General features: G+C 66.2%; 15 protein-coding genes. 7 read left to right on the forward strand and 8 right to left on the reverse strand.

Annotated elements, in window-relative coordinates; genetic code table 11:
• Nucleotides 1-4: 4 nt before the first annotated feature.
• The 3 genes from AC5P98_RS01670 to AC5P98_RS01680 all read right to left on the reverse strand — a co-directional run bounded on the left by AC5P98_RS01670 (nt 5) and on the right by AC5P98_RS01680 (nt 5,665).
• The gene (locus AC5P98_RS01670) at nt 5-3,589 is read right to left on the reverse strand and encodes a M1 family aminopeptidase (RefSeq protein WP_197561525.1); all 3,585 of its coding nucleotides are present in this window, start codon (nt 3,587-3,589) and stop codon (nt 5-7) included.
• A gap of 12 nt (nt 3,590-3,601) precedes the next feature.
• Nucleotides 3,602-4,504, reverse strand: a complete 903-nt coding sequence (locus AC5P98_RS01675) for an ABC transporter ATP-binding protein (RefSeq protein ID WP_069117470.1) — start codon at nt 4,502-4,504, stop codon at nt 3,602-3,604.
• A gap of 129 nt (nt 4,505-4,633) precedes the next feature.
• Nucleotides 4,634-5,665, reverse strand: a complete 1,032-nt coding sequence (locus tag AC5P98_RS01680; protein ID WP_014646297.1) for a LacI family DNA-binding transcriptional regulator — start codon at nt 5,663-5,665, stop codon at nt 4,634-4,636.
• 291 nt (nt 5,666-5,956) lie between these two features.
• On the opposite strand from AC5P98_RS01680, the gene AC5P98_RS01685 reads away from it, so the two are divergent.
• Nucleotides 5,957-6,532: a single-stranded DNA-binding protein gene (locus tag AC5P98_RS01685; RefSeq protein WP_006423759.1), complete on the forward strand. Its 576-nt coding sequence runs from the start codon at nt 5,957-5,959 to the stop codon at nt 6,530-6,532.
• Between the two features lie 121 nt (nt 6,533-6,653).
• On the opposite strand, the gene AC5P98_RS01690 is transcribed toward AC5P98_RS01685, so the two are convergent.
• Complete coding sequence (locus AC5P98_RS01690; RefSeq protein WP_049404958.1) at nt 6,654-7,565, reverse strand: LysR family transcriptional regulator; 912 nt, start codon at nt 7,563-7,565, stop codon at nt 6,654-6,656.
• A gap of 98 nt (nt 7,566-7,663) precedes the next feature.
• On the opposite strand from AC5P98_RS01690, the gene AC5P98_RS01695 reads away from it, so the two are divergent.
• The 6 genes from AC5P98_RS01695 (at nt 7,664) to AC5P98_RS01720 (ending at nt 12,921) form a co-directional block, all read left to right on the forward strand.
• Nucleotides 7,664-7,990 (forward strand): nuclear transport factor 2 family protein, encoded by a 327-nt coding sequence (locus tag AC5P98_RS01695; RefSeq protein WP_049404957.1) that lies wholly within the window; start codon nt 7,664-7,666, stop codon nt 7,988-7,990.
• A complete protein-coding gene (locus AC5P98_RS01700) occupies nt 7,987-8,769 on the forward strand; it encodes an SDR family oxidoreductase (protein ID WP_069117465.1) in 783 nt (260 codons plus the stop codon). Before AC5P98_RS01695 ends, AC5P98_RS01700 begins: the two co-directional genes overlap by 4 nt.
• A 210-nt stretch (nt 8,770-8,979) precedes the next feature.
• Nucleotides 8,980-9,876, forward strand: a complete 897-nt coding sequence (locus AC5P98_RS01705; protein ID WP_049404955.1) for a hydroxypyruvate isomerase family protein — start codon at nt 8,980-8,982, stop codon at nt 9,874-9,876.
• A 26-nt stretch (nt 9,877-9,902) separates the two neighbouring features.
• The gene (locus AC5P98_RS01710) at nt 9,903-11,588 is read left to right on the forward strand and encodes a GMC oxidoreductase (RefSeq protein WP_046429409.1); all 1,686 of its coding nucleotides are present in this window, start codon (nt 9,903-9,905) and stop codon (nt 11,586-11,588) included.
• Nucleotides 11,588-12,163, forward strand: a complete 576-nt coding sequence (locus AC5P98_RS01715) for a gluconate 2-dehydrogenase subunit 3 family protein (protein WP_014646300.1) — start codon at nt 11,588-11,590, stop codon at nt 12,161-12,163. Before AC5P98_RS01710 ends, AC5P98_RS01715 begins: the two co-directional genes overlap by 1 nt.
• The gene (locus tag AC5P98_RS01720; protein WP_046429464.1) at nt 12,163-12,921 is read left to right on the forward strand and encodes a 3-keto-disaccharide hydrolase; all 759 of its coding nucleotides are present in this window, start codon (nt 12,163-12,165) and stop codon (nt 12,919-12,921) included. The genes AC5P98_RS01715 and AC5P98_RS01720 overlap by 1 nt, the downstream gene beginning before the upstream one ends.
• 30 nt (nt 12,922-12,951) lie before the next feature.
• On the opposite strand, the gene AC5P98_RS01725 is transcribed toward AC5P98_RS01720, so the two are convergent.
• The 4 genes from AC5P98_RS01725 to AC5P98_RS01740 are packed head-to-tail and all read right to left on the reverse strand — an operon-like array spanning nt 12,952 to nt 16,504.
• Nucleotides 12,952-13,248, reverse strand: a complete 297-nt coding sequence (locus AC5P98_RS01725; protein WP_032961525.1) for a c-type cytochrome — start codon at nt 13,246-13,248, stop codon at nt 12,952-12,954.
• A gap of 18 nt (nt 13,249-13,266) precedes the next feature.
• Nucleotides 13,267-14,130: a sugar phosphate isomerase/epimerase family protein gene (locus tag AC5P98_RS01730; RefSeq protein WP_227863615.1), complete on the reverse strand. Its 864-nt coding sequence runs from the start codon at nt 14,128-14,130 to the stop codon at nt 13,267-13,269.
• Nucleotides 14,131-14,149: 19 nt separating this feature from the next.
• Nucleotides 14,150-15,274, reverse strand: a complete 1,125-nt coding sequence (locus AC5P98_RS01735) for a Gfo/Idh/MocA family protein (RefSeq protein ID WP_241884108.1) — start codon at nt 15,272-15,274, stop codon at nt 14,150-14,152.
• Nucleotides 15,275-15,286: 12 nt separating this feature from the next.
• A complete protein-coding gene (locus tag AC5P98_RS01740; protein ID WP_495229830.1) occupies nt 15,287-16,504 on the reverse strand; it encodes a nucleoside permease in 1,218 nt (405 codons plus the stop codon).
• Between the last annotated feature and the right edge of the window lie 19 nt (nt 16,505-16,523).

A 16,523-nucleotide genomic window follows, 5' to 3' on the forward strand; every position in this document is an offset into this window, starting at 1 on the left:
TGCTTCACATCGTCACCTTGCGCCGGTTGTCATCGCTCACCCGGTCGATCAGCTTGTTGTAGGGATCGAAGCCTGCTTCGTCCGGCTTTTCATCCACCGTCACCGTGATCTTCGGCGCGGCGCTGGTGATGTGGTGGCGCTGCAGGTACAGCACCTTCTGGTCGCGCTCCTTGCCCGACGGTCCGGTGGCGAACACGCCGATCTCGACCCAGTCATCCATCTTCGCCTCGCTCTCCTTGCCCTTGCCATCGGCGTACTGCTTGGCGGCATGCAGGTCCAGGGTCACGTCGTAGCGGCCGTCAGCACGTTTGCGGGCGCTGGCGGCCATCACCCGGTTGTCGTAGAAGCTGATCTTCTCGAACAGGTCGGTGACCAGCTGCTGGCGGTCGGCCGGGGTCTCGGCGCGGATGTAGCCCAGCAGCTCGCGTGAGGTGGTGTACGGCGGCTGCTGGTAGCCCTTGTCCTGCAGGAAGCGCTTCAACGCACGGTTCAGCGCCTGCTCGCCGATTTCCTCGCGCAGGCGGTAGAACACCAGCGAACCCTTCTGGTAGTGGATGTACTGCTGGTTTTCCACGCGTTCCAGCGGCTGTTCCTCGATGGCTTCGCCACCGCGGCCGGACAGGTAGCCGTCCAGTTCGCGCTTGAGGAACTGGCGCATGTGCTGGCGGCCGTATTCCTGCTCCATCACCATCAAGGCCGAGTACTGCGACAGCGATTCGGACAGCACGGTCGCGCCCTGCACGTTGGCGCCGATCACCTGGTGCGCCCACCACTGGTGCGCGATCTCGTGCGCGGTCACGTAGAACACGTAGTCCACCTTGTCCGGGTCGCGCAGGTCGGCGATGAAACCGATGGCCTCGGAATAGGGGATGGTGTTGGCGAAGGACTGCGCGAAGCGGGCATAGCCCGGGAATTCGATGATGCGTACCTGGCGGTGCTGGTACGGGGTGAAGTTCGCCTCGTAATAGGCCAGCGACTTCTGCACCGCCTCGATCATCCGGTTCACGTTGTAGCCGTGCGCCGGATCGAAGTAGACCTCGATCGGGATGTCCTTGTACTTCGCCTTGCGCACCTCCCAGCGTGCCGATAGATAGGCATAGAAGTTCAGCATCGGCCGGTCCATGGCGTAGCTGAAGCAGCGCCGGCCGTTGACCGTGGTCTCGCGCTGCAGGTAGCCCGGGGCCAGCGCCACCTGGTCCGGTGCGGTGCAGATCGTGGTGCGGAAGTCGAGCCAGTCGGCATCGTTGGCAATGTACGTGTTGGCGCGCGCCGCTTCGTCCTCCAGCCTGGGCATGCGCCGCGGCTCACCCAGGCCGCGCTTGCGCCGCTCGTTGCGGTCGCTGATCTCGGCGCCCTCGTTGTAGCCGAACGAGGGCAGCACGCGGCTGTTGAAGAAGGTGCCGTTGTCCACGATGTTGCTCGGCGCCGGCCCGGCGGTGATGCCGTTGGGTTTCTGCACCACCCGGAAATGCACGCTGCGGGTTTCGCCCGGCTGCAGCGGCTTCTGCAGGCGGTAGATGCGGTAGCCGAGATCGGCATCGTGCAACGACAGCGTCTGCCCACCCAGGTCGACGTCGACCAGCTGCTTGTCATCGCCTATCGAGACATGCACGTCCTGGATCGGCGTGGCATGGGTATTGCGCACCGTCCAGTTCGCATCGATCACCATCGACTGCGATTCCGGGAACAGGTCCACGCGGTTGTCCACCGCCACGATGCGCGGCTGCGGCTGGGTGCGGTACTTCGACAGCTCGCGCTCGTAGCGGGCCTGCAGGTCCAGCTGCTGGTCGGGCGAGATGAACTCGTTGCGGATATTGGTGCTCCAGTACAGCCAGCTGCCCACGCCGGCGAAGGCCAATGCCGCAAGTCCGGCGAAGACGCCGGTCGGGCCGCGCAGGCGGCGGCCGGCCAGGACCAGGCGCTGGCGCAGGCCCTGGCTGACACCGCGCACCCAGAGCGCCGATGCCAGGCACATCAGGGTCAGCAGGAACAGCGCCCAGTAGCCCTGGAATGCCAGCTGCCCCGGCAGGAAGTGGCCGTAGCCGTTCATGTCCGAATAGGGAGCGTTGGGCCAGCCACCGAAGGTGTACAGGTTCTGCGTGTAGTCCAGCATGCCGAGCACGCCCTGGCCGATCATCACCACGATCAGCAGCGCGTAACCGACGAACTTGTTGTTGGTGAGCACCTGCAGCACCAGTGCCAGGCCCCCCATCAGGATGTAGATCACCGAATCCAGCGCCAGGCTGCGCAGGTACAGCAGCGGCTCCAGGTGGGTGTAGCCCTTGACCAGCTGCACGCCCATCGCCGCCAGTGCACCGGCGGCCTGGAAGCAGATGATCACTGCCAGCAGTGCGGTGAACTTGGCCAGCAGCGGTACCCAGTTCGGCACCGGCATGGCATCGGTCACTTCGTTGATGCGCGCGCTGCGTTCCTTCCACACCAGCTCACCGGCGAAGAACAGCACGATGATCACCAGCAGCCAGCTGAAGGCCCCCTGCAGGCCCATGATCATCTGCGAGGTGACCGGCCAGATCGAGGTGCCGTACAGGGTCTGCCGGAACAGCGCGTTGGGCAGGAAATTGGCCAGGCCCAGCACCAGCAGCACGATGAACGGCACGCTGCGCAGGACGCCGCGCGTGTCGAAGCGCACCTGGCGCAGGAACTGTTGCCACGCGGTGGTCGCGCTGAATGCCGGTACCACGCGCGGCAACGGGTTGCGGTTGGGCCGGAGGGCGGCGGCGTCGGCAACCGGCTGCGCCTGCCGGCGGCCCCAGCGACGACGGCCGCTGCCGCTGCGCTCGGTGCGGAACAGGGCGAACGTGGCGGCGAACAGCAGCGCCGTCACGCCCAGCCACAGGGCACGGTTGGCCAGCAGGTAGCCGGCCAGGCCGGGAACGCCGCTGTTGTGCTCGGCGGTGGACCAGTAGCGGATGGTGCGTGACAGGGCGCGCATGCCCAAAGGCTCGCTGAGCACCGCCAGCCAAGTGTTGTCGATGTCGCGCAGCACCGCCGCGCTGGCGCCGAACAGGACCAGGTAGGCCACCAGCCCGATGTAGACCCACAGGATTGAACGCGTGACCGCTGCCAGCAGTGACAGCAGCGCGGTGGTGAACAACAGGTTGGGAATGACGATGACCGCAAAACTCCAGGCATAGCCCTGCCAGCTGATCGGCCCCATGCGCTCGGCGTCCACCCAGGGCATGAACGGTGCCAGCCAGAGCCCGAAAGCGACCAGCAGGTAGAACAGCAGGCCGGTAGCCAGGGCGGCGGCGATGCGGCCGGCCAGGTAATCGCGGCGTTTCACCGGGCTGGCGAAGATCAGCTCGGCGGTGCCCAGTTCGAAGTCACGCAGCAGCGCATTGCTGACGAACAGGGCGGTGACCAGCATGCCGAGCAGGGTGAAGATGCCCAGCATCTGCGCGATCACGGTGGGCGCGTTGCTGTGCACGTTGCCGCTGCCACCACCGATCTGTACGGCGTCGCTGGACGCAGCGGCGAAGGCGAGCAGGGCGAACAGCCCGGCCAGCAGCCACAGCAGCGGGGAACGCAGCTGCTCGCGCAGCTCGAAACGGAAGAAATCGAGGATCATGGCGTGCTCCGCTCAGGCTGCCGCGCGAGCACGGGCCTGCAGGCGCAGGCGCTGGAAGTACACGTCTTCGAGGTCGGGAGCCACGGCCGCAAAGCCGTCGCCGGGGTCGTTGGCGCTGTGCACATGGATCACCGGGCGGCCACCGACCAGACGGGTCGACAGCACCACGTAGCGCGCTTCATGGTCGGCCAGCTCCGAAGGATCGACCTGCTTGCGCCAGACCTGGTGCTGCAGGGCGTCGATCGCTTCGCTGGGGCGGCCGGTCAGCAGCACCTGGCCCTTGTTCATGATCGCCATCGTCGGGCACAGGTCGGTCACGTCCTCGACGATGTGGGTGGACAGGATCACCGCTACGTTCTCGCCGATCGCCGCCAGCAGGTTGAGGAAGCGGTTGCGTTCCTCCGGGTCGAGGCCGGCGGTGGGCTCGTCGACGATCACCAGCCGCGGGTCGCCCAGCAGCGCCTGGGCAATGCCGAAGCGCTGGCGCATGCCGCCGGAGTAGGTGCCCAGCTTGCGCTTGCGGGCATCCCACAGGTTCACCTGCTGCAGCAGCCCATCGACCACCTCGCGGCGCTGCGCGCGTTGGGTCAGGCCCTTGAGCACTGCGAAATGCTCCAGCAGGTCCAGCGCGCTGACTTTCGGGTACACGCCGAAATCCTGCGGCAGGTAGCCCAGCCGACGGCGCACGGCGTCCTTGTCACGCAGCACGTCGATCGGCGCCTCGCCCGGAATGCTGAGCGTCACCGTGCCGCTGTCGGCCTCCTGCAGGGTGGACAGCGTGCGCATCAGCGAGGACTTGCCGGCGCCGTTCGGGCCGAGCAGGCCGAACATGCCCCGCGGGATGTCCAGGGTGACGTTGTTGAGGGCATGCACGCCGTTGGCGTACGTCTTGGACAGCGAATCGATCTTCAGCATGCGACGTACACCTTTCCATGGGCAATGTCTGCGCGTTATCCGCGCAACCGCCTCCGTGCGCATCCGCCGTTGGTCATGGGGGGAGAATCCCGCCGTCGTGCGTTGGCCAGCGCGCCGGCCCAGCGGCGCTTACCCGCGCAGGGATGATTCGCGCACCACCAGCTTCACCGGGATGCTCTGGCTGTCCACCGGCTGCCGGCCGATCAGCGCCAGCAGGCGCTCGACCAGCAGCTGGCCGGCCTGCTTGGTGTCCTGCTGCACCGTGGTCAGCGCGGGGGACACCGAAGCGGCCAGCGGGATGTCGTCGAAGCCGGTCACCGCCACGTCCTGCGGCACCCGCAGCCCGGCCTCGCGCAGGGCGCGCATCGCACCGATGGCGATCAGGTCGCTGGCCGCGCAGATCGCATCGATCGGCTCGCCGCGCGCCAACAGGGCCTGGCAGGCTTCCTGGCCGGAGGCTTCAGTGGTGATCGCATCGTGCTGCAGCGCCGGTTCGGCGGCCAGGCCGTGGTCCTGCAGGGCCGCCACGTGGCCGCGGTAGCGCTCCTGGAATTCGGGGTAGTGGCTGGAGGCATGGCCGAGGAAGGCGATGCGGCGGCAGCCCTGCTGCAGCAGGTGGGTGGTGATGTCATGCCCGCCCTGGAAGTTGTCGCTGCCGATCGAGACACCGGGCTGGCCGGGCAGGGCGGCGCCCCAGCGCACGAAGTGCGTGCCCTGTTCGACCAGCCGCTGCAGGCGGTCGCGCGATTCGTGATAGTCGCCGTAGCCGAGCAGGATGATGCCGTCGGCCTTGTTGCTGTCCTCGTAATCGGCCTGCCAGTCGGTGGACAGCTGCTGGAACGAGACCAGCAGGTCCTGCCCGTGCAGCGCGCAGGCGCGGGTGATCGAGCCCAGCATCGAATGGAAGAACGGGTTGATCAGCGAGTCGTCGTTGGTCGGGTCCTCGAAGAACAGCAGGGCCAGCGTGCCGGCATTGCGCAGGCGCAGGCTGGAGGCATTCTTGTCGACCTTGTAGTTCAGCTCGCGGGCGATGCGCAGGATGCGCTCGCGGGTCTCGGCGTTGACCATCGGGCTGCCACGCAGGGCCCGCGACACGGTCGGCTGGGAGACCCCGGCTAGGTGGGCGATGTCCAGGGAGGTGGCTTTGCCTTTGATCGTCATGTGCGGGCGGAGCGGGCAGGTGGAAGGTGCCCGGGCATGATGCCATGCGCAGACGCGAATGCCCCTCCGGGCGTCGGCCTGGGCACAGGTAAGTCATTGCCGGACAAGGAAATCAGCCTGATCCTTCGGTGCGGTCGGGGTCTCCTGACCGGGCGGATGGCGGCGGCAATGGTAAGATGCGTCGTTCTCGCATTCCCCCAAATTTCACCAGGGGCGGCCCAGCGTACTGCACCCCGCCCGGGGCTGTGCTATCACTGGCGGTCTGCCCCTGGACAACGGACGAAGGTACCTATGGCGCGCGGCATCAACAAAGTCATCCTGGTCGGCAATCTCGGCAACGACCCGGACGTGAAGTACACCCAGGGCGGCATGGCGATCACCCGCATCAGCCTGGCCACCACCAGCGTCCGCAAGGACAAGGATGGCAACCAGCAGGAGCGCACCGAATGGCACCGCGTGGTGTTCTTCGGCAAGCTCGGCGAGATCGCCGGCGAGTACCTGCGCAAGGGCAGCTCGGTCTACGTCGAAGGCAGCCTGCGCTACGACAAGTACACCGGCCAGGACGGCGTGGAGAAGTACTCCACCGACATCATCGCCGATGAAATGCAGATGCTGGGCGGCCGCGGTGAAGGCGGCGGCGGTGGCGGTGGTGGCAATTACGGCGGCGATCGTCCGCAGCGCCAGCAGGCGCCGCGCCAGGAGTATGGCGGTGGCGGCGGTGGCCAGCGTGGTGGCCAGGGCGGTGGCTATGGCAACCAGGGCGGCAACCAGGGCGGGGGTTACGGCAACCAGGGTGGCAACCAGCGCCCGCAGCCGCAGCAGGCGCCGCCGATGGACGACTTCGCTGACGACGATATTCCGTTCTAAGCGTACCTTCCGTTTATCCCGACAAGGGCTCCTGGCACGCGTGCCCGGGGCCCTTCTCGTTACAGGCGACGTGGCAGGATCCCATTGCCCGGCGGCAGGATGCGGACGTTCGTCGACCTCGTCACCGATTGCCGAACATTCCCTGGTCCAGCAGGCAGTCAATGAACGCGCCCAGCAGGGCGGGGCGATGCCGCCTGTTCGGGTAGTAGAGAAAAAGCCCGGGCCGCGAGACCGACCAATCCGCCAGTACCCGCACCAGCAGTCCCTGTGCCAACAGTTCGCCCACACCATCCTGTTCGAAGTGATAGGCGATTCCAAGGCCGGCCAGGGCCGACGCAATCCCGATGTCAGCGTGATTGGTGACGACAGGACCGTCCACGGCGACCTCGAGGTGGCGACCTCGCTTCTTGAACTCCCATCGGTACTGCCTGCCATCGCTCTGCAGCCGCCAGTTGATGCAGGCGTGATCCTGCAGTTCCGCCGGAGTTCGCGGTGTTCCGCGGCGTGCCAGGTAATCCGGTGACGCCACGGCCACCATGTTCAGGTCCGGGGTGAGGCGGATGGCCACCATGTCCTTCTCGAGCTGACCACCCACGCGGATGCCCGCATCAAACCGGCCACTGACGATGTCGCTGAGCGCGTCGTCGACCACGATGTCGACAACGACATCAGGGTAGGCCTGGTGGAAGCGGGCAAGCCGCGGGGCAATCAGTGTTCTCGCGGCGATGCCCAGCGTATTGATTCGCAGGGTCCCGTTGATCCGTCCGCTGGCTTCGCTGGTTTCAGCGACCGCGACGGCCAACTCCTGGAACAGCGGCGCGATGCGCGCGTACAGTCGCCCGCCGCTTGCCGAGGGCGCCACGCTTCGTGTCGTGCGATTGAGAAGGCGGGTGCCGAGACGGCCTTCCAGTTGGCGGATGGTCTGGCTCAGGGCCGAGGGCGATACCCCCAGATGTTCCGCCGCCCGCGCGAAGCTCTGGCGTTCCACTACCGCCACGAAGGCCTTCAGTTCAGCGAACTCGGATCCGCGCATTATGTGAGATTCTTGACATAACCCATTCGGATTATAGGGCATTCACTTAACCGACCTGCGTGCACATCCTGAGCGCCTGACCACTGCAGGAGCCAGGAATGAATGCGTTGACCCTCCCAGAACCCATTGCCGCGTACTTCGCGGCCGAACATGACCCTGAAGTGCTGGCGCGTTGTTTTGCCGCCCAGGCTGTGCTGAAGGACGACGGGCACACCCTCGTCGGCGTCGACGCCATCAAAGCCTTCCTGGCCGAGGCATCGGCCAAATACAGCGCCACCAGCGTGCCGAGCGCCATCGAACGGCAGGAGAAACACCACGTTGTCCGTGCCATCGTGAGCGGCAACTTCCCCGGCAGTCCGATTCTGCTGAGCTACCGTTTCGAACTGGAACGGGGCCTGATCGCATCGCTGGAGATCACGGCATGAGCCTCGATCTTCAACTCGGTGGCCTGCGGGCCGTGGTGACCGGCGGCACGGCCGGTGTGGGGGCGGCCGTGGTCAGGACCCTCGCCGAGGCCGGGGCCAGGGTAATGACGTCGGCGCGCAGCCTGCCGGCACGCCCGGTGGAAGGAGTCGCCTACGTAGCCGCCGATCTGTCGACGGCCGAGGGCACCGGCATTTTCGCCCACGCCGTGCTGCAGGCATGGGGCGGCGCAGACATCCTGGTCAATGTGCTGGGGGGATCAAAGACACCTGCCGGTGGCTTCGCAGCGATCAGTGATGCGCACTGGCTTGCCGAGCTGAACCTGAATCTGATGCCGGCGGTCCGCCTGGATCGTGCCTTGCTGCCATCCATGCTCGCGCAGAGCGCTGGCGTGATCATCCACGTCAGTTCGATCCAGCGCATGCTGCCTCTGCCGGAGTCCACCACCGCCTACGCCGCCGCCAAAGCGGCACTCACGACCTACAGCAAGTCGCTTTCACGAGAGGTCACCCCCAAGGGCGTGCGGGTGCTGAGCGTAGCGCCGGGCTGGATCGAGACAGAAGCATCCAGGGAATTTGCAGAACGGATCGCTGCGGAAGCGGGAACCGACTATGAAGGAGGCAAGAAGGTGGTCATGGACTGGCTCGGCGGGATCCCGGTGGGACGGCCCGCGGCACCGCAGGAGGTGGCTGATCTGATTGTGTTCCTGGCGTCTCCCCGGTCGGCGTCGATTGCCGGAACGGAGTATCGGATCGACGGCGGCACGGTTTCGACCCTGTAGCCAACAGGCGTCGTCCTGCTCCCACCGCCAGAAGGAAAGCCCCGCTCACGCGGGGCTTTTGTTTTCCAGGTCGGTTGCGGAGTTGTGCCTCGCAGCATTGATTTTCGTGCACTGCGACTTGCAAACACACAAATTCCTCCCCTATGGTGCAATCGATTGCATTGCAGTGAATCCTCAGTGTTTGATGTCGGTTGGGAGGCCGGCAGGTGGATGTCCATCCATTCGATCAGACCGGCTCCGGCGACGGGCCTCACGCGGCGCGATGCGTTGCGCATGGCGGTTGCTGGAGGCGTAGCGCTGGGTACTGCGGGAGCGTTGCCTGCATTCGCCGCCACCGCAGCGCTCAAGGGCAACCTGAAGCACTCCGTGGCGCGTTGGACCTTCCCGCAGCTGTCGGTCGCCCAGCTCTGCACGACGGTGAAAGACATCGGCTTCGCCGCCATCGACCTGGTCGGCCCGGAAGACTGGCCCACGCTGAAGGCGAACGGCGTCTACAGCTCGATGTGCAATGGCGCGGAGCTGGGCCTGACCAAGGGCTTTGCCGGCCGCGAATTCCACGACCCGCTGGTGGAGCGCTACACGCGGCACATCGACCTGGTCGCCGATGCCGGTTACCGCAACCTCATCTGCTTCTCCGGCAACCGCAACGGCATGGACCCGCAGGACGGCATGGCCAATGCCGAAGCCGGCCTCAAGCGCATCCTCGGGCATGCCGAGAAGCGCGGCGTCGTGCTGGTGATGGAGCTGCTGAACTCCAGGGTCGATCACCACGACTACCTGTGCGATCACTCCGCCTGGGGCGTGGAGCTGTGCCAGCGGCTCGGCTCGGACAATTTCGGCCTGCTCTACGACATCTACCACATGCAGATCATGGAGGGCGACATCATCGCCACCATCGGCAAGCATCACGCCTGCTTCAAGCATTACCACACTGCAGGCGTGCCGGGCCGGAACGAGATTGGAGACCAGCAGGAACTCCACTATCCGGCCATCTGTCGCGCGATCCGCGACACCGGTTTCAAGGGGTATCTGGCGCAGGAATTCACGCCTGCAGCGCCCGATCCCGTTGCCTCATTGCGCGAGGCGATCCGCCTCTGCGACGTCTGAAACGATATCCACCCAGGTGAGAGACCATGGCAGATAATCACTACGACGCCATTGTTGTTGGCTCGGGAATCAGTGGCGGTTGGGCAGCGAAGGAGCTGACCGAGAAGGGCCTGAAGGTCCTGATGCTGGAACGCGGGCGCAACATCGAGCACGTCAAGGACTACGTCAATGCGATGAAGGAAGCGTGGGACTTCCCGCATCGCAACCGGCCGACGCAGGCGATGAAGGCCGCCTTTCCGGTGCTGATGCGCGACTACGGCCTGGCCGAGAACCTGGAAGGAATGTGGGCCAACGAGCAGGACTCACCCTACATCGAAACCAAGCGCTTCGACTGGTTCCGTGGCTACCACGTGGGCGGGCGCTCGCTGATGTGGGGCCGGCAGAGCTATCGGTTTTCCGACCTGGACTTCGAAGCGAACCTCAAGGATGGCATCGCCACCGACTGGCCGATCCGCTATGCCGACATCGCGCCGTGGTACGACCATGTAGAGAGGTTCGCCGGCATCGCCGGCACGCGCGAAGGACTGGACGTGCTCCCGGACGGCGAGTTCCTGCCGCCGATCCCGTTGAACATCGTCGAGAAGGACGTGGCCGCGCGGATCAAGAAGGCCTTTGGCGGAACGCGGCACATGATCCACTCGCGCACCGCCAACATCACCCAGCCGATGCCCGAGCAGGGGCGCGTGAACTGCCAGTACCGCAACAAGTGCATCCTGGGCTGTCCCTTCGGTGCCTATTTCTCGACCCAGGCGGCGACGCTGCCAGCGGCGATGAAGACCGGCAACCTGACCTTGCGGCCGTTCTCGATCGTCAAGGAAGTGCTCTACGACAAGGATCGCAAGCGTGCGCGCGGCGTGGAGGTGATCGATGCCGAGACTGGGCAGACCTACCAGTACACCGCCAAGGTCATCTTCCTCAATGCATCGTCGTTCAATTCGACCTGGCTGCTGATGAACTCGGCGACCGATGTGTGGGAGGGGGGACTGGGTTCTTCGTCGGGCGAGCTGGGGCACAACGTGATGGACCATCATTTCGGTGCGGGCGCCTCGGGCCGGGTCGAGGGCTACGAAGACAAGTACTACTTCGGCCGCCGTCCGTGCGGTTTCTACATTCCGCGCTTCCGCAACGTCGCGGCCGACAAGCGCGGCTACCTGCGCGGGTTCGGTTACCAGGGCGGTGCCAGCCGCACCGGCTGGTCGCGCGAGATCGCCGAGCTCAACATCGGTGCCGACCTGAAGGAGGCGCTGACCGTACCGGGCGACTGGCGCATCGGCATGACCGGGTTCGGTGAAATGCTGCCGCACCACGACAATACGATCCGCCTGGACCACGACCGCAAGGACAAGTGGGGGCTGCCGGTGCTGGCGATGGACGTGTCCATGCGTGCCAACGAACTGGCGATGCGCAAGGACATGGCCGCCGATGCCGCCGAGATGCTGGAGGCGGCCGGCGTCAAGGACGTGAAGATGCACGACCACGACTATGCCCCGGGCAAGGGCATCCACGAGATGGGGACCGCACGCATGGGACGTGACCGGAAGAGCTCGGTATTGAACGCGCACAACCAGGTCTGGGATGCGCCCAACGTCTATGTGACCGACGGTGCCTGCATGACCTCCAGCGCCTGCGTGAATCCTTCGCTGACCTATATGGCGCTGACCGCGCGCGCGGCCGACCACGCGGTACGCGAACTGAAAGCGGGGAACCTCTGATGGATCGCCGCGAACTGTTGAAGATGATCGTTGCAGCCACCGGCGCGGCCATGGTCGGCCTGCCTGCGCTCGCGCAGGGAAACGCCGCCGCGGCACCGGTGAAGACCCTGTTCTCCGATGCCGACATCGGCACGCTGGACGAGATCGCCGAGACCATCCTGCCGCGGACCCGGACGCCAGGGGCGAAGGATGCCGGCGCTGGCCTGTTCATGGCGACCTTCGTCAGCGATTGCTACACCGCCCGGCAGCAGGCAACGTTCCGGGCAGGCCTGGTCGATATCGACAAGCGCGCCGGCGGCCGGTTTGTGGCGCTTGCGCCGGAAGCCCGCACCCAGTTGCTGCGAACGCTGGACGCCGAAGCCAAGGCGCGCTCTGCCGACGTGACCGAGACCGGTACGCCTGAAGAGGGCGAGGCGATGCCGCATTACTTCACGATGATCAAGCAGCTGGCCATCTTCGGCTTCTTCACCTCCAAGGTCGGGGCGACCGGCGTGCTGCAGTACGTCGCGGTGCCCGGCCGCTACGACGGCGACCTCGCCTATGTCCCCGGTACGCCCGCGTGGGGGACCAGCTGATGGACACCACCCTGATGATCCGCCCTGCGTTGATCACTGTTGGCCTGCTGGCCGCTGCATCTGCATTCGCGCAGGACAGTGCCGACGCTGCGCGCGACCCGAAGAAGACCGAAGTGTGGACCCCCGTGCCCGCTGTCGTGGCCACGCCGCCAGGCAAGGCCCCCTCCGACGCGATCGTGCTGTTCGATGGCAAGGATGTCTCCGCGTGGGAATCGGAGCAGGGCGGACGCGTGCCCTGGAAGGTTGCCGGGGGCGCCATGACCGTCGTTCCGGGCAGCAAGGGCATCCGCACCCGGCAACGCTTCTGCGATGTCCAGCTGCATGTGGAGTGGCGCACGCCCACTGACACGAAGGGCTTCGACGGCCAGAACCGGGGCAACAGCGGGATCTTCCTGCAGGAACTGTATGAACTGCAGGTGCTCGACAGCTACAACAACCCGACCTATGCCAATGGCCAGGCGGGCTCCATCTACAAGCAGGCCATGCCGCGGGTGAATGCCTCGCGCGCGCCGGGCCAGTGGCAGGCCTACGACATCATCTGGAAGGCACCGCGCTTCTCGGTGGGCGGTGGGCTTGTGTCGCCCGCGCGCATCACGGTGCTGCACAACGGCGTGCTGGTGCAGGATGACACCGTGCTGGCAGGCAAGACTGAGTACATCGGAGCGCCCTCGTATTCGCCCCATGCGTGTGCGCCGCTCTATCTGCAGGAGCATGACTCCAGGGTCAGTTACCGCAACATCTGGGTGCGCGAGCTGTAGTGGCATGCGGCTGGCGTGGCCGCCGGCCGCTTACTTCGCCAGGTAGCTGGCGATATCGTCTATCTCCTGCTGTGACAGCTGGGAGAAGGGCGGCATCAGGCCGCCGCCCTTGCTGATCTTTTCCTTGATCTGTGCAGGTGCCATGCGCTTGCCGATGTCGGTGAGTGCCGGGAACGCGCCCGGCATGCCCGCGCGATCGGCGCCGTGGCAGGCCACGCAGTTCGCGGTGTAGAGCTTTGCTCCCGCAGCCGGGTCGCCCTTGCACCAGGCGGCTGTCGCAACACTCATGCCGCCCAGGGCCACCGCCATTGCCAGGATCATTTTCATGTGGGGCTCCTTGATGCGTCAGCGCCGCGCACGGGCAGGCGTATTGGTGGTCAGGTGTTCACGCAGATAGTCGGCGCCGGCCTGGACGACCTTGGCCGGCTCGCGTGGCTGGTCGTGCTCGATGATGTACCAATGCACGCCGGCGACCGCCGCGGCAGGCAGGATCGCGTTCCAGTCCAGTACGCCCTGGCCGACCGCAGCGAATCCGCCCTCGTCTTCGGCCTGGCCCTTGGGCGCATTGTCCTTGGCGTGTACCGCGAATACGTGGCCGCGGAACTTTCCCAGCATCACCGCCGGGTCCAGGCCCGCACGCGCGACCCAGGCCAGGTCCAGCTCGGTCTGCAGGTCGGGGCCGGCGGCGGCGAACAGCAGTTCCAGCCCGGTCCTGCCATCGAAGTCGACCAGCTCGAAGTCGTGGTTGTGATAGGCCAGGCGCATACCCTTGCCGCGCACCTGTTTCGCGATCCGGCCCAGTTCCTGTCCCAGGGCAGTCCAGCCGGCGGCATCGCTCGGGCGTTCCTTCCTGTCCAGGTACGGCACCACCAGCGTGGTGTTGCCGATCGACCGGTTGAAGGTCACCACCCCATCCAGGTTGCTGCGCAGCTCGGCCAGCGGCACATGCGATGAAATGGCCTTGATCGAATACCGGTCCAGCAGCTGCTTCAGTTCCGCGGCACTGACGTTCTGCGTGCCGACGGTTTCCACCGCGTGCACACCGGCATCGTGGACGATCTTCAACTGTTGCTCGAGCGAGCCGGCATCGCGCAGGGTGTACATCTGCACCGCGATCGGCTTCTGCGCGCTGGCGGCTTCGACTGCGAAGGCGGGCAGCGCCGCGAGCAGCAGGACGAGGCTTGCACTTCGACGGACAAGGGCTTTCATCAACAGATCCTCCCGGGATTCAACCGATGGTGGTCCAGGCGCGTGACCTGGCCGATGCAATGACACGATCAACGATCCGCGCCGAACGCATGCCGTCCTCGAAGGTGGGCAGGCCGTCCGGTTGCTCGCCGTCGATGGCGCGATAGGTGTCGGCGACAAACGCCTCGAAGCACTGGGCGTAGCCCTGCGCGTGCCCCGCCGGCAGCGCCGACAGCCGGCGTTGCTCGGCACTGCCGGCGCCTGGCCCGCGCACGAAGATCTCCTCGCGCTGGTCGGGCAGGCCGATCCACAGCCGCTCGGCGTCCTCCTGGTTGAACGCCATGCTGGCCTTGGCGCCATCGATCTCGAACCAGAGGCGGTTGCGGCGTCCGGCCGAAACCTGGCTCACCGTCAACGACGCCAGCGTACCGGCGCCGGTCCTGAACATCGCCGTCGCCACGTCCTCGCTCGCGACCGCCTGCGTCGCGCCGTTCGCCGCCGGTGTGCTGAAGCTCTGGCCGGTGACGGCGCTGCGTTCGGCGATCACCGTGGCAAACGCCGCGTTCACTTCGGTGAAGCGCTCGCCACTGACCCATTCGACCAAGTCGCACCAGTGCGAACCAATGTCGGCGAACACGCGCGAGGTGCCGCCCAGCGCCGGGTCCACGCGCCAGTTGTTGCTGGCCGGGTCCAGCAGCCAATCCTGCAGGTAACTGCCATGGATCAGGTGCAGCGGCCCCAGGTCACCCTGGGCGATGCGTGCACGCGCCTCGCGCACCACCGGGTGGTAGCGGTAGACGAAGGGGACGGTGGCAACCAATCCGGTCGAGGCGGCCAGTACCGCCAGCGCCTGCGCATCGTCCAGCGTCGTCGCCAGCGGCTTCTCGCAGATCACGTGCTTGCCGGCTTCCAGCGCAGCCTGTGCCATGGCGCGGTGCAGATGGTTGGGCGTGCACACGTGCACCACCTGTACCTGCGGATCGGCGATCACCTCCTCGATATCCCGGTAGGCGCGCGGGACATTCCAGGAGTGCGCTGCCTCATGCGCGCGCTGCGGTGACGAGGCGGCCACGCCGCGTACCTCGGCGCCGGCGAGCAAGGCCGCGCGGCGGTGCACGGCACCGATCATGCCGGCGCCGACGATGGCGATTCCAAGCTTGGGCATCGACGGGGATCCTCAGGGTGTGGAGGGCGCGGCCGCAGCCGCCGGCCGGTCGCGGAACAGCAGCAGGAAGGCGACCAGCACCACCAGCGCAACACCGGCCGGGAACAGCCAGATCTGCTGCCAGTCGGGACCGGCCTCGGTGGTGAAGTGCTCCACCACCGCGCCGGACAGGAAGGTGCCGATCAACATGCCCACGCCATAGGTGGCCAGGGTGATGAACCCCTGTGCGCTGCTGCGCGCGGCAGGGCCGGCATGGGCATCGGTGTAGATCTGGCCGGTGACGAAGAAGAAGTCGTAGCAGATGCCGTGCAGCACGATGCCGATCACCAGCAGCGGGAAGCCGCTGCCCGCATCGCCGAAGGCGAACATGGCGTAGCGCACCACCCAGGCGGCCATGCCGACTGCCAGCATGGTCTTCACCCCCAGCCGAACGAACAGGAACGGCATGGCCAGCATCAGCAGCACTTCGGAAACCTGGCCCAGCGACTGCAGGCCCGCCGCGCCGCGCACGCCGAGGTCGTTGAGATAGGGATTGGTGAAGTTGTAGTAGAACGACAGCGGGATGCAGATGGCGATGGAGGCCAGGAAGAACACCAGGTAGGCGCGCGACTTCAGCAGCCGCAGCGAATCCAGCCCCAGGATCTGCCCCAGCCCGGCATCGCGCTGCTGCGCCAGTGGCGGTGTGTGCGGCAGGGTGAACGCATACAGCCCGAGCACCAGCGACGCCGCCGCCGCCATCCGGAACGTCAGCTCAAGCCGATGCGCCTGTTCCCAGCCCAGCCAGCCGATCAGCACGCCCGCCACGATCCAGCCGATGCTGCCGGCCACGCGGACCAGCGGGAACTGCTTCTCGGGTGATTGCATGTGCCGCATGGCCACGCTGTTGGCCAGTGCCAGGGTCGGCATGAACAGCAACATGTAGCCCATGACGCACGCAGAGAACATGCTGAAGCTGGTTGCCGTGGACGCCAGCCACATCAGCACGGCACCGGCCAGATGCAGTACCGCAAGAATGCGCTGCGCCGCGAAGTAGCGATCCGCGATCAGCCCGACCAGGAACGGCGCCACGATGGCACCGATCGATTGGCTGAGGAACGCGGTCGCCACCTGGCTCGCGCTGGCCTGCAGCGGGCCCTGCACCAGGTAGGTGCCCAGGGTGACGAACCACGCCCCCCAGATGAAGAACTGCAGAAACATCATCGCGCCCAGGCGCGACATGGCGTGCGTCATGGCTTGCCCTCCCGGGGCG

This window comes from Stenotrophomonas sp. YJH_SMC_135, from assembly GCF_059372355.1.